The organism is Amniculibacterium sp. G2-70, assembly GCF_014353055.1.
GTDB classification, from domain to species: domain Bacteria; phylum Bacteroidota; class Bacteroidia; order Flavobacteriales; family Weeksellaceae; genus Amniculibacterium; species Amniculibacterium aquaticum.
Map to the genome: position 1 here is coordinate 2,405,169 of NZ_CP060698.1, position 25,448 is coordinate 2,430,616.

The 25,448-nt window shown below is 35.3% G+C and carries 22 protein-coding genes; 8 read left to right on the forward strand and 14 right to left on the reverse strand.

The genetic code is table 11. From position 1 onward, the window contains the following. Window positions 1–104: 104 nt before the first annotated feature. From H9Q20_RS11110 to H9Q20_RS11125, 4 genes are read left to right on the forward strand one after another with little or no spacing between them, the layout of a single operon-like run. Window positions 105–1,283 carry an MBL fold metallo-hydrolase gene (locus tag H9Q20_RS11110; RefSeq protein ID WP_076552670.1) on the forward strand — a complete coding sequence of 393 codons (1,179 nt, stop codon included), beginning with the start codon at window positions 105–107 and terminating at the stop codon, window positions 1,281–1,283. A gap of 2 nt (window positions 1,284–1,285) precedes the next feature. Beyond that, window positions 1,286–6,445 carry a serine protease gene (locus H9Q20_RS11115; protein ID WP_076552671.1) on the forward strand — a complete coding sequence of 1,720 codons (5,160 nt, stop codon included), beginning with the start codon at window positions 1,286–1,288 and terminating at the stop codon, window positions 6,443–6,445. Next, window positions 6,438–6,668 carry a hypothetical protein gene (locus H9Q20_RS11120; protein ID WP_076552672.1) on the forward strand — a complete coding sequence of 77 codons (231 nt, stop codon included), beginning with the start codon at window positions 6,438–6,440 and terminating at the stop codon, window positions 6,666–6,668. The genes H9Q20_RS11115 and H9Q20_RS11120 overlap by 8 nt, the downstream gene beginning before the upstream one ends. A gap of 43 nt (window positions 6,669–6,711) precedes the next feature. Then, window positions 6,712–6,915, forward strand: a complete 204-nt coding sequence (locus H9Q20_RS11125) for a hypothetical protein (protein ID WP_167369993.1) — start codon at window positions 6,712–6,714, stop codon at window positions 6,913–6,915. A gap of 390 nt (window positions 6,916–7,305) precedes the next feature. On the opposite strand, the gene H9Q20_RS11130 is transcribed toward H9Q20_RS11125, so the two are convergent. After that, the gene (locus tag H9Q20_RS11130) at window positions 7,306–7,512 is read right to left on the reverse strand and encodes a hypothetical protein (protein ID WP_187477735.1); all 207 of its coding nucleotides are present in this window, start codon (window positions 7,510–7,512) and stop codon (window positions 7,306–7,308) included. Between the two features lie 74 nt (window positions 7,513–7,586). On the opposite strand from H9Q20_RS11130, the gene H9Q20_RS11135 reads away from it, so the two are divergent. Continuing rightward, a complete protein-coding gene (locus H9Q20_RS11135) occupies window positions 7,587–8,198 on the forward strand; it encodes a transposase (RefSeq protein WP_187477736.1) in 612 nt (203 codons plus the stop codon). Window positions 8,199–8,904: 706 nt separating this feature from the next. Here H9Q20_RS11135 and H9Q20_RS11140 read toward each other — a convergent pair. Next, a complete protein-coding gene (locus H9Q20_RS11140; RefSeq protein WP_187477737.1) occupies window positions 8,905–9,438 on the reverse strand; it encodes a hypothetical protein in 534 nt (177 codons plus the stop codon). Window positions 9,439–9,736: 298 nt separating this feature from the next. On the opposite strand from H9Q20_RS11140, the gene H9Q20_RS11145 reads away from it, so the two are divergent. After that, entirely contained in the window at window positions 9,737–10,156 is a 420-nt protein-coding gene (locus tag H9Q20_RS11145) for a MarR family winged helix-turn-helix transcriptional regulator (protein WP_187477738.1), read from the forward strand. Between the two features lie 3 nt (window positions 10,157–10,159). Then, entirely contained in the window at window positions 10,160–10,921 is a 762-nt protein-coding gene (locus H9Q20_RS11150) for a hypothetical protein (protein ID WP_187477739.1), read from the forward strand. A 193-nt stretch (window positions 10,922–11,114) separates the two neighbouring features. On the opposite strand, the gene H9Q20_RS11155 is transcribed toward H9Q20_RS11150, so the two are convergent. The 12 genes from H9Q20_RS11155 to H9Q20_RS11210 form a co-directional block, all read right to left on the reverse strand. Continuing rightward, complete coding sequence (locus H9Q20_RS11155) at window positions 11,115–13,400, reverse strand: multicopper oxidase family protein (RefSeq protein WP_262385523.1); 2,286 nt, start codon at window positions 13,398–13,400, stop codon at window positions 11,115–11,117. Between the two features lie 48 nt (window positions 13,401–13,448). Then, window positions 13,449–14,297, reverse strand: a complete 849-nt coding sequence (locus H9Q20_RS11160; protein ID WP_187477740.1) for a DUF3347 domain-containing protein — start codon at window positions 14,295–14,297, stop codon at window positions 13,449–13,451. 92 nt (window positions 14,298–14,389) lie between these two features. Next, on the reverse strand, window positions 14,390–14,758 hold the full coding sequence (locus H9Q20_RS11165) for a hypothetical protein (protein WP_187477741.1): 369 nt from the start codon (window positions 14,756–14,758) through the stop codon (window positions 14,390–14,392). A 1,012-nt stretch (window positions 14,759–15,770) separates the two neighbouring features. Further along, window positions 15,771–16,244 (reverse strand): cupin domain-containing protein, encoded by a 474-nt coding sequence (locus H9Q20_RS11170; RefSeq protein ID WP_262385524.1) that lies wholly within the window; start codon window positions 16,242–16,244, stop codon window positions 15,771–15,773. Between the two features lie 4 nt (window positions 16,245–16,248). Beyond that, on the reverse strand, window positions 16,249–17,298 hold the full coding sequence (locus H9Q20_RS11175; RefSeq protein WP_187477742.1) for an NAD(P)-dependent alcohol dehydrogenase: 1,050 nt from the start codon (window positions 17,296–17,298) through the stop codon (window positions 16,249–16,251). Between the two features lie 25 nt (window positions 17,299–17,323). Next, on the reverse strand, window positions 17,324–18,457 hold the full coding sequence (locus tag H9Q20_RS11180; RefSeq protein ID WP_187477743.1) for an NAD(P)-dependent alcohol dehydrogenase: 1,134 nt from the start codon (window positions 18,455–18,457) through the stop codon (window positions 17,324–17,326). A 35-nt stretch (window positions 18,458–18,492) separates the two neighbouring features. Beyond that, on the reverse strand, window positions 18,493–19,065 hold the full coding sequence (locus tag H9Q20_RS11185; protein ID WP_187477744.1) for an NAD(P)H-binding protein: 573 nt from the start codon (window positions 19,063–19,065) through the stop codon (window positions 18,493–18,495). A gap of 65 nt (window positions 19,066–19,130) precedes the next feature. After that, a complete protein-coding gene (locus H9Q20_RS11190) occupies window positions 19,131–19,655 on the reverse strand; it encodes a nuclear transport factor 2 family protein (protein WP_187477745.1) in 525 nt (174 codons plus the stop codon). Window positions 19,656–19,667: 12 nt separating this feature from the next. After that, window positions 19,668–20,786, reverse strand: coding sequence for an aldo/keto reductase (locus tag H9Q20_RS11195; protein ID WP_187477746.1), 1,119 nt, complete (start codon window positions 20,784–20,786; stop codon window positions 19,668–19,670). A gap of 6 nt (window positions 20,787–20,792) precedes the next feature. Then, on the reverse strand, window positions 20,793–22,004 hold the full coding sequence (locus tag H9Q20_RS11200) for an aldo/keto reductase (protein ID WP_187477747.1): 1,212 nt from the start codon (window positions 22,002–22,004) through the stop codon (window positions 20,793–20,795). Between the two features lie 36 nt (window positions 22,005–22,040). Beyond that, on the reverse strand, window positions 22,041–23,276 hold the full coding sequence (locus H9Q20_RS11205) for an MFS transporter (RefSeq protein ID WP_187477748.1): 1,236 nt from the start codon (window positions 23,274–23,276) through the stop codon (window positions 22,041–22,043). Window positions 23,277–23,280: 4 nt separating this feature from the next. After that, window positions 23,281–24,123 (reverse strand): SDR family oxidoreductase, encoded by an 843-nt coding sequence (locus tag H9Q20_RS11210; RefSeq protein ID WP_187477749.1) that lies wholly within the window; start codon window positions 24,121–24,123, stop codon window positions 23,281–23,283. Window positions 24,124–24,362: 239 nt separating this feature from the next. Between H9Q20_RS11210 and H9Q20_RS11215 the strand changes: the two genes are divergently transcribed. Beyond that, entirely contained in the window at window positions 24,363–25,256 is an 894-nt protein-coding gene (locus H9Q20_RS11215; RefSeq protein ID WP_187477750.1) for a helix-turn-helix domain-containing protein, read from the forward strand. The last annotated feature ends 192 nt before the right edge of the window (window positions 25,257–25,448 follow it).

The window sequence follows — 25,448 nt, forward strand, 5'->3', positions numbered from 1 at the left end:
TTTTGATTCTTTACATCAAATTGTGTAGTTACTTTCCTTAAATTTACGTTCATTGAATTCATAAAAAAACTACTAATCGTATTAATATTTTAATTATTTAATAGATGAGGATCACATTTTTTCCTGCTAATAACGGAGACAGCTTTTTTTTGGAAACAGCCTCTGACAGTATTCTTATAGATGGAGGATATGTATCAACCTATCAAAAGTATATTAAGCCTAAATTATTGCAATTAAATAAAGAAAACAGGCCTCTGAACCATTTGATTGTGACACACATTGACAATGATCATATATCCGGAATAATAAAATTTTTTGAAGAGAATACTGGAAATAAAATTGTTGAAGTAGAGAACGTATGGCATAATTCCTATTCCCACTTAAAATCGATTGATGACGGTCTTAATTTCAGTGGAAAGTCAATTGATACAATGAGCATCAACTATCAGTTAAAGGATGAAGAGGATCTATCATCTAAAAATATTTCTGCCGTTCAGGGCTCAACATTAGCCTCATTGTTGAAAAAGAATAACTTTCAAAATAAAAATGACTTTTTCAATAACAATTATATTTCTTTTGACACAGCAAAAGTAATAGAATGTGATGACATTATTTTCAGAATTCTATCACCCGATGATGGAAAGCTTTTAGAATTGAAAAAATATTGGAAAAAAGAATTATTTATCAAAGGATTGTCTGCTGACCAAGAACTAAGCGATTTTAACGAAGATGCCTTTGAATATATTTTATCACTGGAAAAAGAGAAAAAAAGACTACGGAAAAAAAATATTAGCGCTTCTGAAGTTATTGATGTCGAAGCTCTTGCAGTGGAAGATTTTTCCGAAGATGACACTGCAACGAATGGTAGCTCAATAGCATTTGTGCTTGAATATAATAAGTTGAAGTTATTATTTCTTGGCGATTCACATCCTTCGTTAGTGGCCAAAAATATTCAGAAACATTATAAAGACGAAGTTTTTCCTATTAAATTTGATTTAATCAAGATATCTCATCATGGTAGTAAGAATAATACATGTCTAGAATTGCTCGAATTAATAGATTCAGAAAAATATATAATCAGTACTAACGGAGTAACACATAATCATCCTGATTTAGAGACAATCGCACGAATTATACAACGAAAATCTAGATTTACTCGAAATATTTATATCAATTATGATCTTGATTCGCTGAAAGAATTTGAAAATGAAGATTTGGAAAAAAAATACAATTATAAAATACTACAAAATAAAACTAACAATCCTATTATACTTGATCTTTAATTATGAATAGAATCATCAGTTCTGCTACAGTCGAATCTTCTGTAGTACAAATTGTTTATAAAAATAAGGAAAGCGGAACAGGCTTTTTTATCACAGATAATCTTATTATAACTGCTTATCACATATTACTAGATTCAAAAATTGACGAAAATTCCATAATTGTTTATAGCAGTAATCAAGAGCCACAGCAAGCTTCAATTTTCCATTTCGACGAAGTCAATGACATTTGCCTTCTAAAAGTAAGTAACAAAAATTTGGTTTTTCTTCCACTGACTGAAATATCAATCAGAATAAATGATACCTGGAACTCCTTTGGTTTTCCCTATCAAGGTCATCAAGAAGGCGTAAGAATATTCGGATCTGTAAATCAGGAGTTGAAGAATGAAAGGTATGACTTTATAGTAAATTGTTCAAATATAGAATCTGGTTTTGATTATAGTGGCTTATCTGGTGCACCCATTATATCATCTGGAAGAGTAATCGGTGTAGCTTTGCAGCAGCTTGATGACAAAATTGGTGCAATATCAATTAATAAAATTTCAAAATTGCTCGCAGAGCTTTCCATATCTGTCTTTAAAGAACAAAAACTAAATGAATTACCGTCTCATTTTGCTAAAGAGATTTCTCAAATTGTAACAAATTATGATTTTGTTGACAGGCTGAATAACGTTATTCAAAATGAAAATAATTGGATTTTACTAGAAGGAAATCCTGGAACCGGTAAAACGACAAATATTGCTACCTATACCCCTGAAGAAAATAGTTTACTGTTAGGTAGATATTTTACAAAGGTACCAAATGATGAAAGGCCAAAGAGTTTGAGGATATCAGTAGAAAATTTTCTTAATTGGCTTGAAGAATCCATTTCAATAGAAATAACAGGAAAACTCCCTCCTAAAAGCTCAGAACCTTTTGAAAATAGATTAGTTGATCTGCGAGATAGTTTTGAAGCGCTGGATGAATATTTGGTTGATAAAAACAAGGTTGGCTTGTTTTTTATAGATGGTTTAGATGAAGTTGAGAAGCTTAAGGATTTTCTTGAAATTATTCCTGAGGTATTATCTGTAAACTTGAGGATTATACTTTCATGTACTACTAAAAACATTCTACCTATTGACATCAGGAACAAAATAGACGAAAGCCAAATTGTCATTTTAAAGCCTTTGGAAATAGATCTTTGTGAGTATTATTGTGAAAATAAATTTCAAGGAAAAGTTGATTATGAAAATATTCAAAGAATTGCGATTAAATCAGAAGGACATCCCCTGTATTTAAATTATCTGATAAATTTTATACTAAATTCTGAGCTTATAGAAGATGAAGATGAGTTGAAAGCCTGGATCGAAAATATACCGTCAATCAGTGGAGACATTGAAAATTATTATAATGTAATTTGGGAAAGTATTTATGAAGATAATAATAAACTTTGGATCTGTTTAATATTATCACAGCTAAGGCAGGCTGTAACTGAAGAGGACTTTTTTGAGATCTTACCCGAAGATATAAGGAGACATTACTACGCTGCAATCCCTAAGATTTCTCACCTGATAAAAAATGATAAATTAGAAATTTATCATAATTCATTTAAAGATTACGTACTTAAAAAACTACCTCTTTATAAAAAACAATGCAATGATATTATAGCAGGATTCTGTGAAAATTTTCCTGATAGGTTATATTCCGTGATTAATCTGGTTTATCATAATGCAATGTCAAGTAACCCTCATAAAGCAATAATTAGTTGTAATCAAAAATGGGCAGATGATTTAGCGGTTCGCCATGTTGAACCTGATTTTATTATTGATGATATAAAGAAGGCTATTGATATATCTATTCAACTTAGAAAAACAATAGATCTACTAAGATTACTGCTTCTACTGCAAAGAATTGATTTCAGATATAACAGCGTATGGGTCGAATATGCCTATGAAATGGCTTTTGCACTAATCGCTCAACAAGAATATTCTAATGCCCTTAAATATTTAGTAAGACGAAATGTTTTGTTGGTTAGCATCAGCGATGCGACATTATTTCTACAACATTTCTGTGAGAACGATGCATTTGATGAGGCAGAAATCTTAAATAATGCAATAGAGAGGGAGTACAGAAAATCTGTGTATGAAGGTATGAAAAGTTCAGAGGGAGTAACACCATCACTATTCATCTCAAAAGCGAGATCAATTATTTTAAAAACTAGGGCTGATTTTGATAACGCACAGGCTGAAACGTGGGAGTTTTTAAACTTATTCGAAGTTAATCCAGATACAGGAATGACTGCTATTGGTTTGAAGAATGCTCCTCTGCTTAAATACGTAATCAATCATTCTACAGCTTGGAACAATAGCTTTTTAGCAAGAAACTTTGATCTTGTCCTTGATATTGATGAAATAATAAGAGATGGTGAAATAACTATTGATAATACCTGGTCAGTTATCTATGCAACTTCATTACTGATATACCGTGAAGAATTAAACGGTTATAATCTGCCAGATTTTAATACTCGAGAGATTGAGACTAAATTATCCGATACAACTGAAAATTTATTGGAAAAATTCGGCTATGTTTCAACATCCCAAGCAAGAAGAATTATTATTCTCTCTTTACTTAAATCAACGACTAAACCAGACCTTTTAAGGAATATAGTTGATGAATATCTTCAGGATGAAAGAAAAACTATTTTGAGAGCCGATAATGGCGTAGATGTGGATCTGGAAAGCTTCACTAATTTATGTTTAAAAAATAATTGTTTAGGTTTCAAAGATGATACTGAAGAATTCACAGTAAAAGACAAAAAATGGCATGCTAAAACCTGGGAACAGGATCTTTTTGATTTAATAACAGAAATTTATTATTTCGAGGGACTGGTTTCTTTTCTTAAAGCTTCGAATCAGCTTGATAAAAAGAAAGATTTTATTTGTAATACGCTAGAAAAAATAGTAGAAACCATCAATTTCAATTTTGATTTTAGAAGTTACTGGGATAGAGGGTATCAGTTTCCGGAAAAATTGATGCCTGAGCTTTTTAAAAAACTCGTTCATCTTTTTCATGAATTTGATTTTGAGAACCTAACGACTTTTTTAGATACTATAGAAGGACATACTGTTAACCAGCTTGGGTTGTTTTCGGAAGGATACAGAAAGTCATTGTGTGAAATTATTCATGTTTTACTACGTCTAAGATGTGAGGAAGCTATTGTGATTCCATTATTGGAAATTTGGAAAAAACATGTTTTGGATGGTGTGCAAAACAGATGGGAAAGAACTGCAGATTTACTTAAAATAACAGAAGTTTATGCATTACTTAATTTGCAAGATCAGTCTAAAGAAATCTTTCAAGAAATGCTTAATACTTCAATGGGACCTACTTGGTATAAAGAGTCGCAGTTAATGCTCATTAATGTTGCATTAGAAAATTTTAAAGAGGCACCTGACAGTACCTTAGCTGATTACGCTTCAATCTTAGATCAAGCTTCTGGTGAAATGACATTTCAAAGATATGTTAGAAATAGTAAGGAAGAGTTTATTGGTTCATTAATAGAGAATCAACATGTTCAAAAAGCTCTGGATTATTACAAATTTGAATTACTTCCTCCTCCAAATATTTTAAATCAGAACGCCGAATTATCAGATTTTGATGCACCAAGGCTGGGGGATGGTTATACTTTAGGTGCAAAAAATATTAGCGATACCAACAGTATCTTGGTTATTCTTAATACTATCGATTGTAACCCATATTTGAAGCTTGCACTTTGCGAAATTTTTACAATTAATGATGATATCTCAAGGTATAGTTACGATTTTGGAAAACAAATCGGAAATGTGCTCAATGAAATAGATAATGTACAAGATGGAAATTTTGATAAAGCTTTTGCCTCCGTAGCAATCCTTATCGCTGATGAAGAAATTGATATCGATTCTCGTAGACAATTGCTCCGTGAATTAGGCTCAACATTATCTTCTGCAAATATCATCAAGCTTAGAGAATGTTTAAAAGTTCATCATATTAACTGGGCAGCTGATTATGATCCTGAAGAGCATAAAACTATTTCGCACGAAAAAGAGAAGGACAGTTATGATATTTTTAATGATTCTTTAAACGATGTGAGGCCTCATAATAAATTGGATAAAATTAAAGAGGGGCTTCAGGTCTTCGAAAATGACCAAAGAAGTATATGGATGAACAATTGGTCAACCAGTACTGATGCGGCTAAAGCAAATATTAAAAAATTATTTGAAGATCAGGAGTCAGTGGTCCATCTTCTTGGATCTAATATATTAAATTTTGATAATGAGTACTGGTATATTTGTCAAGAGATGATGGCGTTTTTACAAGGTAAACTAGATCATCAGCAAGTTGTTGAAATTCATGAAATTGTTGGAAATCATTTTAAGTATATAATTAGACCAACTTCGGCGATTAAAGAGAAGTACAAGTGGATTGAAAAAGAAACAACAACAAAAAATAACGATCATTTGGTAGTCGAATTTATAATTTGGCATTTAAATCATCCCGTTCAAGTTATTAGAAATAAAACTATGAATGTTCTGGAACGGTTGCCAATCTCTACACATAATATATTAAAAATTTTGTTTGAAACCTGTATATCGGACATTCCTAAACCATCAACTGAGTTGTGCAGTTATATTATAAAAAATATTGCTATTAATTCACCAAATACTATAAAAGAATTTTTAAATCAAAATATTCGATTGATTCCTGATCTCGCAGCTGTACAACATCTAACCATCAAGAAAAATTTGCTGGATATTTCAATCGAACTTAACCGAGTGGGTTTTGCAGATTTGTATCTAGCAATTAAAAGTATTTTACCTAATACCATAATTCTAACTGGTAAGGTTACTTTTGAGGATGACTCCCATCTGGCATATATTCATGATATCATTGATGATTTGAATTCTCAAATGCTCCTTAATTCTCAGTTTTCTAATGATCTCGATCAATTTATTAATGAATTCTGTCGACCGGAGCAAAAAGAGAATGTTAAAAGGTCGGATAGATACCTACGAAGAAGCTTTCCTGAGCAAACTATGATAGAAGGTACTTATAATGAAATCGTGAGGCATTCATTAAACAAAGCTCTGTGTAAAAGAGTTAGTGCAGATAATATAGAAGAGTTATATAAAATAGTTAATTATGTTTGAAAGCAGAAAAGGAAATAGAGATTCTCGGATTGATTTTGAGAGAGAACTAAATATACTGGTGGAAAATGTTAGATCAGGAAAAGTAACTTTTTCTCCGGAAACAAAAGGTGTTGTACAGGACTTGGTTAAAGTTCGAAGTTCACCTAATAAACGGTTTGACCTCAATACAATCTCTGAGATAGTTAGGGCTATGGCTATGTCTGCCCGTTTTCCAAGACATTAATCTTAATTAAAGTTATATGATTCCACCAAAAAAAAGATCTGAAATGGAGCATAATTTTTTTCTGGCTCTCGAAGACTTTAACCAAAGGATAAATTCTGGAGATAAGGACAGAATTGAAAATGCAGTTTGGGCTACTGCAGAACATATTAAAAGGGTGAAAACAACACCTAATAACAGAGTTGATGTTTCAACAATCAACAAAAATATGCGACTACAAGCAAATATGAGAAAATGGATGGATGTTTAAAGAAAGAAATATTTTCCCTTAGCTTACGATTTTTGGATGTAATTTTTACCTTTGATTACGTGAGGTTTATAAACCTTTTTTACCGTTATATGTAAATTTATTTGCAAAAACTGAAAAAAGACCTATATTTGCACCAGTAAAAACAAACAATCTTAATCTTATTTAAAAAAGTGACCTATTCGGTGACCTAAAAATAGGAGAACGATATAAAGCTTATGGATAGGGAGTTTTTCAAATATGAACAAGTCCCGTCCGGATCGCAAGCAGAAATGCACATTAAAAAAACCCTTCAAATCCAGTAATTTGAAGGGTTTTTCTTTGTGCTCTGATTACAGATTCTGGCGAGTATAAGGGATCTTGAGAGGCTGTTTCGCCAAAATTGTGCTTATTTCAAAATTTATATTTAATAGTTAACTTTCCTTTTTTTGCTTTGTAGCTGTCATATTTTAATCCACTTTCCTTTGAATAAGTATCAATAAAAATATCTTTATTCAAATTGTTTCCATATATAGGAACTCCTGAAATTTTGCAAGTATCATCAATATATCCTTGCACATTAAATATTAAAACACTTGGATACTCCTCTTTACTTTTCAATATAAAAGTTGTGTCAATTGATACATTATCTACTCTTAATTCAATATAATTTTCTTTACAAGATGAAATAGATAATGCTTGCGGACAGGGAGTTCATTGGATATGATTGGCTGGATTTTTTGAACAAGAACCAAATACGCTACTATATTAGGCTCAGGAACAATTTCAAGGTTTTCTGTTTTGACAAGAATGAGGAGAAGCCAGTGTTTTGGCTATTCAATAACCTAAAACAAGGTGAATTCAGACATCATCGGAAGATTGTGAAAATTAATGGGGTTTTATGCTATGTGTCTGGAACTAAATCTGTTGACAAAAATGGATCTTTGGATTATTTGATAATAGTCTCCTTCAATAAACCCGAAGAATCTTTAAACTATTACCAGAAAAGATGGCAGATCGAGACGCTCTTCAAAGCATTCAAAAGTAGCGGATTCAATATAGAGGACACCCATGTAACCGATCAGAAAAGATTGGAAAAACTATTTATGGTCGTGATGCTTGCTATGGTTTGGTGCTACAAAGTTGGCGATTATCTACACGAAAAAGTAAAGCCAATAAAAATCAAAAAACACCAAAGAAGAGCCTTCAGTGTTTTCAAACATGGTTTGAACGCCATCAACAACATCTTGAATAATGCTTTAAATAACTTAAATATCAATGTGTTACAATTTTTGTCATGTACTTAGTGCTAAAATACAAAAATTAGGAAAAGAAAAAGGCTTTTTGCGAATAATATCTCAAAGATTTCAACGCAAGAGCCCAGCCTCCGCATTTCACAAAACCGTCTGTTGTCCGTAGTATTTTCAATTCGAGGGCGAATTTAACTGGGTTAAATTCAGTTCGAGAAGTTGAAAATCAAGGACGACAAAGAGAAAAGAAGCGTGTTTCCAAAGAAATTCCGACTGATAATTTTCGCCAAGTTAATTTCAATTTTTCACGCACAAATTCAGGATTCCTCAGCCCGATATTTTAATAATCAGCGCTGTTAAAACGGAATATTTTTCAGTATGATATTCAGCACAATTTCCAAAAATCAATAGGATAATTTTCAGCATGAATTTCAGCACAATTTTTAAAATTTTCACGCAGAAATTATTCGGTATAAAATTCAGGAATCAGCAGGGTAGAGATCAAAAAATTTTCAAATTAGCAAAATCTTCGATTTGATAACGCTCCTCAAATATTACGGACAACGGAAAAAGTATTGGCGAAGTGCGGGCTAAATGGGACTGAAAGTTCAATTTAGACTGAACGTAGCCGATGCTTTTTTCGGATTGTTAAATTACAAAAAATATCAATACGAAAAAGCAGCGGCGGATAAATTTTTCAAATATTTCAACTTTGTACTTCCTCCCGCATTTTGCCAATACTATGTTAGGCGTAGTGTTTTTTTTAAGTTTCTTCGATTAATTTCCCACTAATTTCCGTTATTTTAATTTTAAGGCTGTCAATATTTTTGTCAATATGTTCACAATCCAATAGATTATTCTTGTTTGATTTACGCCCGCTGACGATGTCAATTCTTGCATTATAAGTTTTATTTTGCAGAAGGGAAATTAAATCTGAATTAATTTTTAAATTTTTAAAAGTATAAACTCTTTCACTATTCAATTCGATACTTTTCTGTCCAAGTTGAATTTGTCCAAGTTCATTATAAAATTCATATTTATATTTTTCTGGAATGTGAATTTCTGGTGTTCCATATAATTCAAGCATTATTTTCACAGTTTCTTTTTCTTCAAGCAATTTTTTTTCAGCAGAATTATTCAACTCAATTTTAATTGTAAATTCAGGAACTAAAATCGAATCTTTTCCATTTGTTAAAGGTCTAAATATTTCTTTTCTTTTAGATTTACTATTGCAAGAAAATATTAATGTTAAAATTGCTAAAATTTGCAAAATTTCTTTTATACACAGTGTTTTCATAACATTACGCCTAACGGTTTGAGGCTTTGCGAAGGAGCGGAAAAGGAAGCACAAAAGTTCAATTTAGCACAACCGTAGCATAAGCCATTTTCTGTTTGCTAATATACAAAAAAAGCAAATAAAAATGGCTTATGCGGTGATAGAATTACTGACGTTGAATTTTGTACTTAACCCGCTCTTTTGCAAAACCGATGTTATCTGCTGCCCTTTTTGATAGTTATTTTGATTGTGTAATATTTTGCACAAATAGTTTGTGAACAAAATAATATTTGTAATTTTGTGTTTTAAAATTTATGTTATGATGAAATTGTCTGACCATTTATGTTTCAAAACTTATGCTGTTTCTCGTTATATTACAAGTTTATACAAACCTTTCTTGGATAAAATTTCTTTGACTTATCCGCAATATTTGGTTATGGTGGTTTTGTGGGAAAATGGAAGTATGAGTATCAGTAAAATTGGTGAGTTTCTTCATTTGGATAACGGAACACTTACACCTTTGCTAAAAAGAATGGAACAAAATGGATTTTTGACAAGAGTTCGCAGTTCTTCAGATGAAAGAATAGTTCAGATTAGTTTAACTGAAAAAGGAACTAAACTCAAGAAAAGGGCAAGTCATATTCCTAAAGCTGTTCAAGATTGTATTGGTCTTTCAACTGAAAATAACGCTCAATTATTGTCTGGATTAAACGAAATAATTGATAATTCAAAAAAGTAAATTATGCAAAAAATAGGAATTATAGGTTGTGGTTGGCTCGGTTTACGACTTGCTAAACACTTATCTGAGAGGTTTGAAATTTTCACGACAACGACTTCAAACGATAAAAAAGAACAATTACTTGCGAAAGGATTTAAGCCAACTATTGTTAGTTTTACAGATTATCAATTACCCGAAAAAATTGAGAAATGGAATATTATTTCTGACTTAGATGTCGTGATAATTACGGTTCCATTTTCAGAGAAAATTTGTTGTGTCAGCTCGTTGTACAACAGAGTTCAGAATTTATATTCATTTATTGACGATTTTAAAGGTCAGATATTTTTTATGAGTTCGACTGGTGTTTATCCTGATTTTGAAAAAGAATTTTCGGAAGAAGATTTATCTTCTGACAGCGTTTCAGGCGAACGGATGATTAAAGGAAAATATCCACAAGTTAACATTTTACGTTTGTCTGGATTGATGGGAGATGAAAGGCTTTTGTGTAATTATGGAGTTTCAAATTTAGATTTTGCAGTTAATCATATTCATTATGTTGACGTGTGTTATATAATTGAAAAAATGATAATGTTAAATTCTCAATCAAAAGTTTATAATATCGTTGCTCCATTTCATCCGAGTAAAGCCGAAGTTGTAAATGCTCAAAAAAATATTCCATATTCCCAAGAATGTAAACCGAAAGGCAAGGAAATTTCATCAGCAAAATTAGTTTCTGAATTAGATTTTACATTTCAATATTCCGACCCACGATATTTTCATTTATAGACGGATTTTGCTGATAGGGTTGCGTACAACGGTTTTGCAGCTTTGCGAGGGAGCGGACTTTTAGTACAAATTTCCTTACGAGGACTGCACTTCAAATATAGTAAAATATTTCAAACGAAGAACTATCCCCGCTCTCTTGCAAAACTGCTTGTTACCTGCTGGCGTTCTTGTCTGCCACTATTTAGGTGATGTTTTAATAATTCAATGATAACCCAACACCTAATCCCATATCGCTATCATAATGCGTTCTAATAGCCATATTTTTATTGATGATGTACTTTAATTCAGCCATATACTCAAAGTCGGTATTGACCATAAAACCTGCTCTTAGTCTTTTCGAAATGGGAATATCTTCACGCATCAAAGACAATCTGACAATTCCATCGTGATAAACTTCTGCCTGAAAGTTAACAAGCATGGGCAAAGTGTACATAAAACCTAAACTAATAGCTCTGCGTGTATCTTTTTCATTCTTTTGTCCGAATAAGTTTGTTTCGTGTTCGTCCATTCCCATTTTACGGTATCGGTAATCAAAACCAATAAAAGGCATAAACCATTGCATTTTGCCGATGTATCGTCCCAAATGAGTTTCTACTTCATAGCCGTGCATACGGTTGTAACCTAAACGCCATTCTGTACCTAGGCTCCATCTTGCATTTTGAACCATCGCTTGTCCATCATTTCCATTAGTAGCAAAATCATTTTCTGCCATGAAGTGAGGCATATTACTTTCTTTTTGCAGTTTATTGTATGCTTGTTTTTTGTTGGGCAAATATTGATTTTGATAATTACCAACAGCAAACACCCTGTTCATACCGCTCATCATGTGATATAAAATATGACAATGGAAAAACCAATCGCCTTCTTCGTTAGCTAAAAACTCGATGGTATCCGTTTCCATTGGCATAATATCCAATACATTTTTGAGGGGAGCATTTTCGCCTTTACCATTGATTACCCTAAAATCAAAACCGTGCAAATGCATTGGGTGGCGCATCATAGAGTTGTTATAAATCGTGATGCGTAAAATTTCGCCTTTCTTTACTGGTATCTTATCTGTTTCTGAAAGTATGCGATTATCCATACTCCACACATAGCGGTTCATATTTCCGGTAAGCGTAAATTTTAATTCTTTCACCGGAGCATTTTTAGGAAGCTCTGTATTATGTGGCGATTGCAACATGGCATAATTCAGGGTCTTTATTTCTCCTAATTTGTTGGCATTATAGCGGTTTGGGTCATTGTCCGTATTGTGTTGGCTATGGTCTTGCTTTTGTTTTTGCTTCGCTTCTCCTGTAATTTCGGGATACATCACAACATTCATATCCATTTGGTTTAGGCTCATTTTCATTCCTATATCGTCCAGATTGCCATCCATTTTCATCATATCGTTCATCATTTTCATTCCTTCAAAATATTTCAATTTTGGAAGTGGAGAGATGAGTTGTTTGATGCCGTTGCCAATAAAATAGCTTGCAGATTGTGTTCTGTCTTCAGTAGTTGCCAAAAATTCGTAGGCAACACCGTCATCTGGAATAGTAACAACAATATCATAAGTTTCAGAAACAGCAATGATTAATCTATCTACTTCAACAGGTTCAACATCGTTGCCGTCATTGGCTACAACGGTAATTTTACCGCCTGCATACCGCAACCAAAAATAGGACGAAGCCCCACCATTGGAAACTCTTAATCTTACTTTATCACCTGCTTTCAAGATTTTTCCGTCAACCGTTTTTAGATCAGTTGTGTGATTACCATTGAGTAGAATTTTATCGTCATACACATCACTTACATCCATCGCCAACATCCGTTTCCATTCGTTGGTTAGTTTGGTTTTGAAATGTCCTTCCCGAATTGCTTCCGCATAAGACTGTGTTGCATTTTTTTTGATAGCCGCCCAATCATTGGCATTGTGCAACATTCGGTTGACATTGTTTGGGTTAAGGTTCGTCCATTCACTTATTATCAAAGGAACAGTTGGTAAATCATCGATTCCTTTTCTGAAGAATTTATCGTCATCCGTTTTTTTCATGATAAAACTACCATACATTCCAATCTGTTCTTGCAAGCCCGAATGGGAATGATACCAATGTGTTCCGTTTTGAATGATTGGAAAACGGTATGTGTAGGTCGTACCGGGTTCAATGGGTTTTTGTGTAAGCCAAGGCACTCCATCTTCTTTATTTGGTAAAAATACTCCGTGCCAATGCAATGATGTACTTTCTTTCAGTTGATTATGTACGACAATTTCGGCAGTGTCGCCCTCTGTAAAAGTGAGTGTTGGCATCGGAATTTGACCGTTTACCGCAATGGCTCTTTTTTCTTTTCCTGCATAGTTAACCAATGTGTCTTTTACATATAAATCGTATCTCACAACCTTTTGAGCGAAAAGAGAATTTGTTGCCAATAACATTAGAGCTATCTGCAACAGTTTTTTTTGAAAAATATTTTGTATATCCATTTTCAGAATTTTCATTTTATTGATATAGAAAAAGACATAGCCCAAAGAGCTATGTCTTTTTTGTTATTTTATTGTTTCAACTGTACTGCCACAAGTAAGCATTTGCGAACCGTAATAAGGATTTTTGATTGCATCTTCTTTGCTCAACCAATTTGCTCCCTTGCCTTTGTTTGCCATTGGGCAATTCTGATAATAAACAGGTGTTTCCTGTTTAGACACTTTTATTAGTTCATACATATTTTTTGATAAGCTCATAAAATGGTTTCGCTGATGTGCTACATCTTTGGTTTCAGCAATGTGTTCTGCATCAAAGGCAAGGTCTTTCAATACTTTCATCCTAACCGTATGTTCTTCGTTTGATAATGCGTCCATTTTTACAGATGAAATAGCATTTTTTAAATCTTTGGCTTTTACAGAAGCCGTATTACCGTCTGATTTTACCAACGCATCTTTCACTGAAAAGTAATTGTCAAAAACAACATTTAATTGATTTGCTTTTTGAATTTCGGTTGTTGCTGTATGACTTGAGTGGTCGTGTGTTTCTGTACTCGGAGTTGCTTTTGCAATTGGTTTGTTCACCCGTTCGTACAAGCAACATTCAGGCAATTTCGCATACACATCATCAGGGGCAAGAAATTTATCGCTGTCATAGCCAGTCAATGCAATGCGTTTCAAGATTTCGTCCTGATTAGTCTTTTTTGCATCATATGTGATGGTTGCCATTTTGGTGTCTTTGTTCCAATCTACGATGGCTATTTTCTTTATATTTCCTGCTTTTTCTATGGTGGTTTCGCACATACCACAGTTACCGTAAATTTTTACGGTTTCGGTTTTGGCGTTTTTGATTTGAGCGTTGCTCACTCCGAATGACAACATTACCAATGTAGTCATTATATATTTTAATGATTTCATTTCTTAAAATTTTAGATTACTAAATTACTTAAACTTTGAAAGTCTTTAAATCGCTTTCAATAGGACATACCTATGGCTGTCAAGTTAAGAAATCAGCCTATTTTAGGCGGTTGCCAAATGGAATGAAAACCCGAAGAAATGTAGGTTATTGTGTATGCAATTGTTATCTTTTCTAGAAAGAAGTTATGATATTTTATCTCGGCAACAAAAGGAAGTGCAATAGTAAGAGGTGCAGTTGGGCAATGACAGGTAGAATTTTTACATTTCCCATTGCAATCATCATCGTTTTTGTCTTTCTGTGAATGACTTTTACAGCAATCTTTCTTGTCAGATTGTGAAGTTTCTTTTTTGAAACAAGACTTTTCGGTTTTTTCTACTGGTTTATCACACGCATAAATAAGCGTTGGTGTCAAAAAGAAACCAAGCATCACTATCAGCAATATGAAAATTTGTCTTGTCATATATTTAGTGGTACAAAGGTACACATTTTTTTTCGTTCGTTCGATTTTGTTAACACGGTCGTTTCTAACGCTTGCAGGTAACGCCTGGCAGTAGTGCGGACTTTGATTATCAAGTATTTATGCAATCTCAACACCAAGCAAAAAGCCATTTTTCTTTTGCTAAAATACAAAAATTAGGAAAAGAAAAGGGCTTTTTTGCGAATAATTTCTCAAAAATTTCAACGCAAGAGCCTGACCTCCGCATTTCACAAAACCGTCTGTTGTCCGTAGTATTTTCAATTCGAGGGCGAATTTAACTGGGTTAAATTCAGTTCGAGAAGTTGAAAATCAAGGACGACAAGGAGAAAAGAAGCGTGTTTCCAAAGAATTTCAGATTGATAATTTTCGCCAAGTCACTTCAATTTTTCACGACAAATTTAGGATTCCTCAGCCCAATATTTTAAAAATCAGCACAGTTAAAAAGGAATATTTTTCAGCATGATGTTCTGCACAATTTTCCTAAGCTTCACGCAGTAATTATTCAGCATAATTTTACGAAAATCAACAGGATAATTTTCAGCATGAATTTCAGCACAATTTTTAAAATTTTCACGCAGAAATTATTCGGCATAAAATTTAGAAATCAGCAGAGTAGAGGTCAAAAAAACATTCGATTTTTCAAAATCTTCGATTTGATAACGCTCCTCAAATATTACGGACAACGGTTAGGGGCTTGGCGTAGTGGCGGTTTTACAGCACTACTGTTGATACGAAGCACCAAAGTTCAAATTTAGCAAAAAGTTTCATACGAAGCACTTCACCCGCCATTACGCCAAACCCTTGTTAGTGGCATGTGGCTTTCTGTCGTCCGCTCACTGTCGTGTTTGGTCGTGTGTCTGCTGAAAAAATAAAAAAAGAAGGGAAGGAAAATGTTTTGTCAAGGATTGGAAAGGGGGCAAGCTCTTTTGCAAACTTTGTTTTGTGCGTTGGCTTGTGCGGTTTGCAAATGTGCTTGTCCCTGTGTGTTGTTGGCTTACTTGTTCGCTTCGTTGTATTCCTCGTCTGTTACAGGTTGTAGCCAAGTTACTTGAACATCGTCTTTGTAGTTTGTTATGGCAATGTGTGTCATTTGAGTAGTTGCACTTGCACCGTGCCAGTGTTCTGCATTTTCAGGAATATTTACCACATCACCTTTTTTTATGGGCTGTGCAGGTTTGCCTTTTTCCTGATAAAAGCCGTTGCCTTCAATCACAAGCAACACTTGTCCTTTTGGGTGTGTATGCCAGTTTGTTCTTGCATTAGGCTCAAATGTTACGCTACCTGCGGAAAATTCATTGTTCTTGTCTTGAGCAACCAATGGCGTTAGAAAAGCATTTCCCACAAACCATTCATTAGGTAATTGTTGTCCTTTCGGAAAAATATCTGTTGTGTTCATATTTTTTTCTTTTTTGGTATTACAATTTGTAAGGATTAGCGCTGTGATGAATAAAACAATTATTCTTTTCATTTCTTTAGTTTTTCAACGAAGCCATATCAATCACAAAACGATACTTCACATCGCCTTTTTCTAAGCGTTCAAAGGCGGTGTTTACGTCTTGTATGTTGATGATTTCACTTTCTGCTGTGATGTTATGCTTAAAGCAGAAATCCAGCATCTCCTGTGTTTCGGCAATGCCGCCAATGTTGGAACCTGCAAAACTTCTTCTTCCCATCACAACATTAAAAGCTCCTATTTCCAATGGTTCTGGTGGTAAACCTACCAACACAACACTTCCATCGTGGCGCAATAAATTGAGATAGGCGTTTACATCGTGCTTAGCAGATACGGTATCAATAATGAAATGCAATTTGCGACTGTACTTATTCATTTCTTCGGAATCGTTTGACAATACAGCATAATCTGCACCCAAGCGTTTTGCATCTTCCACTTTGCTTGGCGATGTGGTAAATACGGTTACTTCTGCTCCCATTGCTTTTGCAATTTTGATAGCCAAATGTCCCAATCCTCCAATTCCTAAAACCCCTACTTTTTTACCAGGCCCGGCTTGCCAGTGCTTCAAGGGTGAGTACACGGTGATACCTGCACAAAGCAAAGGTGCTGCCGCTGCAAGGTTTTTGAATGTGGGCATTTTCAATACATATCTTTCGTTGCAAACGTAGGTTTTAGAAAAGCCTCCGAATGTATGTCCACCTGAAACTTTATCGGGACTGTTGAAAGAGAAGGTTACGCCTTCATCACAAAACTGCTCTATTCCTTCGTTGCAATACTCACAATGGTCGCAGCTATCCACAATGCAACCCACACCGGCAAGGTCGCCTACTTTGAAGTTTTTAACATGGTCGCCAACAGCCGTTACCCTGCCTACTATTTCGTGACCGGGAACAATGGGTGGGGGGAAAGGACCAAAATCTCCTTTTATTTGGTGTAAATCTGAATGGCAAATACCACAGTATAAAATTTCAAACTCCACATCGTGAGCTTGAACCGCTCTGCGATTAATCGTGATTTGTTCTAATGGTTCTGACGGTGAGCTTGTACCGTATGCTTTTACTTGTGTCATATTGGAAATTATTTGAGATTAGTAATTATTTCAATGTTTTCATATCAATCACATAACGGAATTTCACTTTTCCGTCCAACACCTTCTGATAAGCGTCTTCTACCGCTTCGGGTGTGGCATTGATGATTTCCACGTCAGGATAGATATTTTTCTTCACCGAATAATCCAGCATCTCCTGTGTTTCTTTGATGCCACCAACTTGAGAACCATACACATTTCTGTTGGGTGTGAATACAAAATTTCCTGCTGTTACCGTAGGCTGATTAATTAAGGCGGGCATTCCTACAATGGCAAAGTCGCCACCAAATTTGGTCATTCTCATATACATCGTCATATCATATTTTGCAGGTATAGTGCTTAGAATAAAATCAAACGAATCATCCATCCCCTTCAGTTCTTCGGGATTGTTCACATTCACATATTTGGTTGCGCCCATGCGCAAAGCATCTGCACGTTTATCTTCGGTGATATCAAAAACGGTAACATTTGCTCCAAAACTTTTGGCGTATTTCACACCCATGTGTCCAAGTCCACCAAAGCCTGCAATGGCAACATTGTCTCCTGCTTTTACTTTAGAAAACTTTAATGGCGAATAAGAAGTAATACCAGCACATAAGAGCGGTGCCACTTTTTCCATGGGTGCATTTTTAGGAATCTTAATAGCAAAACGATCAATGACAACTATATTATTCGAGTAACCGCCCTGGGTTATTTCATCATTATGATAAATATCTTTTGAAGCATACGTCAATACCCGTCCACCCGTACAATATTGTTCCATGTCTGCTTTGCAGTAGTCACACTTTCCGCAGGAATTCACAAAACAACCTACACCGGCATAGTCGCCTACTTTAAATTTGGTTACATTTTTCCCTACCTGAATTACTTTGCCTGCAATTTCATGCCCAGGAACATAAGGGTAAGGCTCATCACTACGCCAGTCTGAGTGAACGTGGTGGATGTCGCTATGGCAAATACTGGCGTACATTGTTTCAATTAAAATGTCGTTGTCACCAACCGGGTGCCGGTTAAATTCACGTACTTCAAATTTTCCGGTTTTGTCAATGGCTGCCAATCCTTTGGATGGTACAGGATTGTTCTGGGCAATTGCTACTGATGTTGTAATCAGTATTGCTACTAAATTTATTAACTGTTTCATATCCATTTATTTTTGAGTTGATATTTTTTATTTCACTAATCAGGTTTACTAATCCCCAAATTTTCGTTGATATGCAATTCGGGATTTTGAACAAGCGAGGCTACAAATGCCGCAATACTTTTTCTTGAAATGGCCGAACCTGTTTCGGGTTGACCTTTTTGTGTTAAAGCATAATCCACTTCGGTGCCTTGCGTAAACCAATCGGGGCGAAGAATGGTATAATCCAGTCCTGAATTTTCAATATTGTCGGACAATGCCCTGTACGGTTTTAAAACTGAACTCATCGGGGTATTAAAAATTCCAATGGAACTGATGGCTATAATTCGTCTCACACCTGTTTCTTTCATGGCTTTTATAATATTCTTGCTCATGGCATCCAAATCTCCGGCAAGGTTTACATACACTATATCTTTTCCGGAAACAGCATTTTTTACATCGCTATACTTCATGGCATCACCTTCAATGATGCTGGCGTTGGATGCGTTTTCAATTCGATTTTTCTTTCTGGCAAAAAGAGTGAGCTCAACATTGTCTTGTTTTTTTAACGCTTCAATTACAACCGTTGCCAAACTGCCGCTTGCACCGATGATGAGTACTTTTTTGTTCATAACGTTTTTATTTTTTCATTACGGAGTTCACAAATCTTCGATTTCATTTTTTACTTCAATTGAACTTACTTCACTTCCTCCACTTCCCGCCATTTAAAATTTGATATTCTATGCTTGATCAGCCATTGTCCGTTTTGCTTTACCAATTCGTCTTTATAAATGGTAAACATTGTGGTTTTCATTTCTTTTCCGTCTTGTTTACCAATAAGAATAACTTGGCAATAAGAAGTTGTTTTTGCTGTGTTTTCGGTTAGTTCATCAATAGTTTGCTGTCCGTTTTGATGATAGATAGTGTGGAAATTTGAAAGAAAACCTGAAAATGCCTGTTTCAATTGTTCTCTGCCCTTAAGCGATGAGGTTTGTTGACCGTTAGCGTATGATTCCACAACTCCGTCTTCGGTGAAAAGCAAGACTTGTTTGTCAATTTCTTTGGTGTCAGCAAGGTTAGAGAATACATCTACGACTTGCTTGATTGCCATTTTATCTTCGATAATAGCAATGCGTTGTTCTATGTTTTGAGTGTTCATTATTTGAGCGTTTATTACATTAGAAAATAATAAAGACATTAAGATTAGTGCTGTTGTTTTCATTGCATAAATTGTTTAAAGGTTTTCAAAAACAGTTTTTTTATCTCTGAAACCAATGGTTGGAATGGCTTCTAAAGAAGTTCTAAATTCGTTTAATTCAGCATTGGTAAAATTCACATTCAAAGCTCCGTTGTTTTCGGATAAATGATTGGCATTGGTTGTTCCCGGAATAGGAACTACAAAAGGTTTTTGAGCTACCAACCAAGCCAATGCAATTTGTGCCGGAGTTGCATTTTTCTTTATTGCCCATTCTTTGGCTAATTCGGTTACCTTTAAATTGGCTTTTAATGCTTCAGGCGTGAAATAGGGTACGCCTGCTCTGCGATATTCCGTTTCGGGAATGTAATTTTCATCAAACCTTCCTGTCAGCATACCACGACAAACGGGACCCCAAGGCACAAAAGCAATATCGAGTTCCTCGCACAATGGTAAAATATCGTATTCCATTACACGCTCCATCATGGAGTATTCGCTTTGCAAAGCTGCAATTGGTTGTATGGCGTGTGCTTTTCTAATGGTTTCGGGCGACACTTCCGATAAACCAAAATTTCTGGCTTTCCCTTCTTTAATCAAATCATTTACCGTTTCTGCAATTTCTTCAATCTGCACATTCGGATCCATTCTATGTAAATACAACAAATCAATGGTGTCTGTTTGTAAGCGTTTCAACATTCCTTCTACCGCTTGCTTGATGTGTTGTGGCTTACTGTTTCTACCTGTGATGCTGTTTCCGTTATAATCAAATCCAAACTTGGAAGCGATACTTACTTTATTCCTGAATGGTTTTAGCGCTTCACCAACAATTTCTTCACTAAAAAATGGTCCATATACCTCGGCAGTATCAAAAAAATCAACGCCATTATCATACGCCTGACGAATTAGTTTTACCATTTCAGCTTTGTCTTGTCGTGGATTATACACGCCTGCCATACTCATACAACCCAATCCAATAGCCGATACTTTCAAAGAACCAATTTTGCGTTTTTTTTTGTTGGAATGTGAAATATTAAGCTCATTGAGTTTTTCATTTCTGTTACCGGTAAATGAAAAAAGTCCCATACTTCCCAAAAGTAAACCGCCCGAAAGCAATGCACTGTTTTGCAGAAAATCTCTGCGATTGATATTCTTATTCATAATTTTTTATTTTTTTTGTAAAGGTGATTTTCCGTTTGTTCCTTTTGAGCTTGTTCCAAGATTTGCCCCTATATCGTGGGCTTCTATCAGCATTTCAGGAGCTCGTTTTCCGTAAATAGTTTCTTTGGTAAAAGCATCTTCCAAAGTTTTCATATCTGCCGCTGTCAGTTGTACATTTACTGAAGCATTGTTTTCATCGAGGTGATTTAGGTTGATAGTTCCGGGAATTGGAACGATAAACGGTTTTTTTGCCAACAGCCAAGCCAAACTGATTTGGACAGGCGTTGCATTTTTTTCGTGAGCCATTTTTTGCAGAATGTTCGCAATAGGACGGTTTCGCATCATATTTTCATCAGTAAAACGAGGAAACTGTGCTGTTACACGCAAGTCGTTATCACGGAACGGAAAACCTTGTGCAAATTGTCCTGATAAATAACCCATACCAAGCGGACTCCAAGGCACAAGACCAATTCCCAACTCTTCGCAAGTTGCCAATACTTCATTTTCAGGGTCTCTTGTCCAAAAAGAATATTCGTTTTGAACGGCTGTAACCTCAAATTCTTTGTGTGCCCTGCGAATGGTGGCTTCACCCGCTTCAGACAATCCAAAATGTTTTACTTTTCCTTCTCTTACCAAATCGGCAACGGCACCTGCAACATCTTCAATCGGAACATTCGGGTCAATACGGTGTTGGTACAAAAGGTCAATGTGGTCGGTTTGCAAACGTTTCAACATACGTTCTACTACAGATTTGATATGTTTGGGTTCACTTTTCAATCCACCCCTAACTCCAGAAGTTGGGTCAATATCAAAACCAAATTTGGTGGCAATGACCACTTCATTTCTATAAGCTTTTAATGCTTCGCCAACAATTTCTTCACTGTAAAAAGGTCCGTAAATTTCTGCGGTATCAAAAAAGCGAATACCGCTTTCATAAGCTCTTTGGATTAATTGAATGGCATCTTTTTTAGAAGTTGGACCGCCATACGCCCAAGCGATATTCATACAGCCGTAACCAAGTTCGGTTACTTCTAATTTTCCTAATTTTCTTTTTTTCATCTCTGAATTTAATTTTTGAGTGTTGTTTGTTTTTGCTTGTTTATTGGAGCTTGCAGCCGAAGCAAAGATTGAACCTCCGAAAGCTAATCCAGCTCCTGTTAATGCCGATTTTACAAGAAAATCTCGTCTGTTGTTTTCTTTATTTTTTTTCTCTTTCATTTTTTTTAATTTTAAGTAATTAAAATGTTTGATTCTTTAATGTTTTGAGCCTTCAAGCGTTCCCCATTTTCTGCTTGTTTTTAATGCATAAAATCCGATAATGCCGGAAATCAATAAAAGCACTATTCCTGTTGATAGAATAATTCTGAAATCCAAAATATCTACGAGATAACCCCAAGCACCTGCCATTACTGCACCACCGAGAGCCAAGGCGATAGATATATTAGAAAATATTCTTGAATAATCTTTTGTGCCGAAAACACTCCTTACCAAAAGTGCGGTTTCCACGGTAACTCCGGCATAAGCCCATCCAAATAAGAACGCTCCAACTGTCATCAAGCTCATTCCTTCTTTTCCGATTAACAGAAATACAAAACCTAAAATCCCCAAACCTGTTGAAGTAAATACGCCTACCAATGAACTTTTGTCATTCAAGAAACCCAAAGCCACTTTACCTATCGTAACGCCCAGCATTACCGCAGAAGCCACAAAAGCGGATTGTTCTACGGTGTAGCCAACAGAAATTACATAAGTAGGCAAAAACAAATTGAGTGTGGAAACGGCAATCATAAATAGTGCAAACACCAATAAGGCATAAAATACGGGCGACTTAATGGCAACTGCATAATCCATTCCTGTTTTTTGGACTTCGGTAGTTTCTGCTTTTTCGCCAAAAGATTTTAAGCCTTTATCCGAAGGGTGATTTCTCAACAACACTCCGAGTAATGGCGTAACCACAACAAGAATGATGATGCCGAAAATTAAGTAGGTTGTTCGCCAACCGTAGGTTTCAATTAAATATCCACCCAAAGGATTAAACAAAACACCGCCAATACCCGAAGCAGCACTGCATAAGCCGATAAAAAAACCAACTCTTGCGTTAAACCAACGATTGATGAGTACAGGGTAACTTAAATACAATAGAAATGAAAGTGCAATTCCGATAATTGCACCTGCCAAATAAAATTGCCAAACGGCATTAAATCCCGACATAGCCAAATAAACAATTCCAACAACACCACTGCTTATTGCCAACAACCACCTTGCACTATACTTATCCATTAGTTTCCCTGCAACCGAAAGCATTAAAAACGAATAGGCATATACAAAAGTCATATACAAACCGAAATCGCCTTTTGAAACACCAAGTTCGGTACTTACAGGAGTGTAAAAAATGCCGGCACTACTCATTACCAATCCGATATTGATGCCCATAATAAGGCAGCAACAAAAAACAATGATGTAACCGTAGTGGAATTTTGAACTTGCCATAGTTTTAATTTTTTTCTGGTTGCAATGCTCCGTAGAAATAAGAAGCCGTTGCACCACCGTCAATTAAAAAATCTGCTCCCGTAATAAATGCTCCTTTTTCTGATAATAACAACTCGGCTACATTGGCTACTTCGTCTGCCATTCCGGGGCGACCTGCGGGGCAGTTGGCAAACATATTTTTGTAAAAATCGCCTCTTGGTCCGTTGATTTCATCTAATGCCAATGGCGTAATAATGATACCGGGTGATATGGAATTTACCCTTGAACCTTTTTCGCCCCATTTTACGGCTTCTGCCATTACACGTTTCACATTGCAACGCTTCGCCATTTGATAGGCGTGTAAGGTGTCTTTGATGTTTTCTGATCTTAGTATTTCTAATTGCAACAATTCTTCAGTTGGTGTTGTTGCTAATAGCCTATCTTCTTCCGCTGTCAATGCAGGCATTCTATGTCCTGATTGACTGGAAATAGTTACGGCAGTTCCACCTTGTTTAATTACTTTTCCAAACTCCTCTAACAAGACTGCCGTGCCGTAAAGGTCAACCGCTAAAATATGTTCTTTGGTAGATTGGCTGGGCGACAAACCTGCCGCATTGATGAACATCGAAATTTCGCCTTCTTTCCTTGCGGCTGCAATCAATTCTAAAACAGAAGTTCGTGATGAAATATCTGTTTTAAAAGGAACTGCATCAAAACCTGCTTCCACCAATGTTTTGGTAATGGCTTGTGCGTTTTCCAATTTCCAATCGGCAACAAAAATTTTATTGCCATAAGCCATTCTTCTTACAATGGCCATGCCGAGCTGTCCGGCTCCGGTTAACACGATGATGTCTTTTTTTGTGCTCATTTTATTTTTTTGAAATTGATAATGCAAAGGTCAGCAGTAATAATGGGGTACTTGTTATACCGATTACGGATGTTTATACCAATTTTACCGATTACTCATTTTTTGCCAACAAACTATTCCCCATATAACCTGTCGGCTTATACCAATTACTTTTTTACTTACCATTATTACAGAATGGAAGTCATTGGCTTTCTGCAACATCTTTTTTTGAATAAATTTGTACAACAAAACATTTAAAAATGGGCATCAAGCAAATAAAAAGTGTAAGTGAATACAGTAAGATTAGAGGTGCTGAAACCCTGCATCCTTTAATCAATGTATTGGATTATGACAATCTGAAATTTTTAGAACCTGCATCCTACAATTTCAGCTTCTATTGTATCTTTTTGAAAGAAACAAAATGCGGTGATTTACGCTACGGCAAAGAAACCTACGATTACCAAGAGGAAAGTTTGGTGTTTGTAGCACCCGGACAAATATTAACCGTTGAAAAATATTCGCCCGGCATAAAACCAAAGGGCAAAGTGTTGATATTTCATCCTGATTTTCTCCGAGGAACAGCATTAAATCATATAATGACTGATTATAGATTTTTTTCCTATTCGGTTAACGAAGCGTTGCACCTTTCGATAAAAGAAAAGGATATGGTTGTGAATATGTTCAATACCATCGAAAACGAATTGCAGCAAAATCTGGATAAGCATAGCAAAACATTGGTCATTTCACATTTACAGTTGCTCTTAAATTATTCCACAAGGTTTTACGACCGTCAATTTATCACAAGAGAACATATAAACAAGGGAATTTTAGAACGGTTTGAGGATTTGCTGAACAACTATTTTTCGTCTGATAGACCTGTCGATATTGGTTTACCGTCTGTTTCGGGTTGTGCGGATGAACTGCATTTATCCGCCAATTATTTTGGTGATTTAATCAAAAAAGAAACAGGTATTTCCGCTCAGGAATACATCCAAACCAAAGTGATTGATATAACCAAAGAAAAGATTTTTGACAATAATAAGTCTATTAGCGAAGTTGCCTATGAATTGGGCTTTAAATATCCGCAACATTTCACAAGATTGTTTAAACAGAAAACAGGTGTAACGCCTATTGAGTATCGGAATTTGAATTAAGGGGTTTGCTTTGAATAAAACGGGGGCTTAGTCTGGCTTGGCTCTTTTGGTTTTGCGAAGCGTTGGTCCCGATTGCTATCGGGATGTCGGGCAAAACCAAATGTGCCAAATGCGTTGGCTCAAAAATTTTTTCCTTGTGCGGTTGGCTTTTTTATTTTTTCCGTGTCGTTCAGTTTCGTTTAGTCGGGTGTC

Bases quoted from the DNA above. Each gene is read 5' to 3' on its own strand.
- H9Q20_RS11110 (WP_076552670.1), top strand. From the start codon at position 105: ATGAGGATCACATTTTTTCCTGCTAATAACGGAGACAGCTTTTTTTTG.
- H9Q20_RS11115 (WP_076552671.1), top strand. From the start codon at position 1,286: ATGAATAGAATCATCAGTTCTGCTACAGTCGAATCTTCTGTAGTACAA.
- H9Q20_RS11120 (WP_076552672.1), top strand. From the start codon at position 6,438: ATGTTTGAAAGCAGAAAAGGAAATAGAGATTCTCGGATTGATTTTGAG.
- H9Q20_RS11125 (WP_167369993.1), top strand. From the start codon at position 6,712: ATGGAGCATAATTTTTTTCTGGCTCTCGAAGACTTTAACCAAAGGATA.
- H9Q20_RS11135 (WP_187477736.1), top strand. From the start codon at position 7,587: ATGCTTGCGGACAGGGAGTTCATTGGATATGATTGGCTGGATTTTTTG.
- H9Q20_RS11140 (WP_187477737.1), bottom strand. From the start codon at position 9,438: ATGAAAACACTGTGTATAAAAGAAATTTTGCAAATTTTAGCAATTTTA.
- H9Q20_RS11145 (WP_187477738.1), top strand. From the start codon at position 9,737: ATGATGAAATTGTCTGACCATTTATGTTTCAAAACTTATGCTGTTTCT.
- H9Q20_RS11150 (WP_187477739.1), top strand. From the start codon at position 10,160: ATGCAAAAAATAGGAATTATAGGTTGTGGTTGGCTCGGTTTACGACTT.
- H9Q20_RS11155 (WP_262385523.1), bottom strand. From the start codon at position 13,400: ATGAAAATTCTGAAAATGGATATACAAAATATTTTTCAAAAAAAACTG.
- H9Q20_RS11160 (WP_187477740.1), bottom strand. From the start codon at position 14,297: ATGAAATCATTAAAATATATAATGACTACATTGGTAATGTTGTCATTC.
- H9Q20_RS11165 (WP_187477741.1), bottom strand. From the start codon at position 14,758: ATGACAAGACAAATTTTCATATTGCTGATAGTGATGCTTGGTTTCTTT.
- H9Q20_RS11170 (WP_262385524.1), bottom strand. From the start codon at position 16,244: ATGAAAAGAATAATTGTTTTATTCATCACAGCGCTAATCCTTACAAAT.
- H9Q20_RS11175 (WP_187477742.1), bottom strand. From the start codon at position 17,298: ATGACACAAGTAAAAGCATACGGTACAAGCTCACCGTCAGAACCATTA.
- H9Q20_RS11180 (WP_187477743.1), bottom strand. From the start codon at position 18,457: ATGAAACAGTTAATAAATTTAGTAGCAATACTGATTACAACATCAGTA.
- H9Q20_RS11185 (WP_187477744.1), bottom strand. From the start codon at position 19,065: ATGAACAAAAAAGTACTCATCATCGGTGCAAGCGGCAGTTTGGCAACG.
- H9Q20_RS11190 (WP_187477745.1), bottom strand. From the start codon at position 19,655: ATGAAAACAACAGCACTAATCTTAATGTCTTTATTATTTTCTAATGTA.
- H9Q20_RS11195 (WP_187477746.1), bottom strand. From the start codon at position 20,786: ATGAATAAGAATATCAATCGCAGAGATTTTCTGCAAAACAGTGCATTG.
- H9Q20_RS11200 (WP_187477747.1), bottom strand. From the start codon at position 22,004: ATGAAAGAGAAAAAAAATAAAGAAAACAACAGACGAGATTTTCTTGTA.
- H9Q20_RS11205 (WP_187477748.1), bottom strand. From the start codon at position 23,276: ATGGCAAGTTCAAAATTCCACTACGGTTACATCATTGTTTTTTGTTGC.
- H9Q20_RS11210 (WP_187477749.1), bottom strand. From the start codon at position 24,123: ATGAGCACAAAAAAAGACATCATCGTGTTAACCGGAGCCGGACAGCTC.
- H9Q20_RS11215 (WP_187477750.1), top strand. From the start codon at position 24,363: ATGGGCATCAAGCAAATAAAAAGTGTAAGTGAATACAGTAAGATTAGA.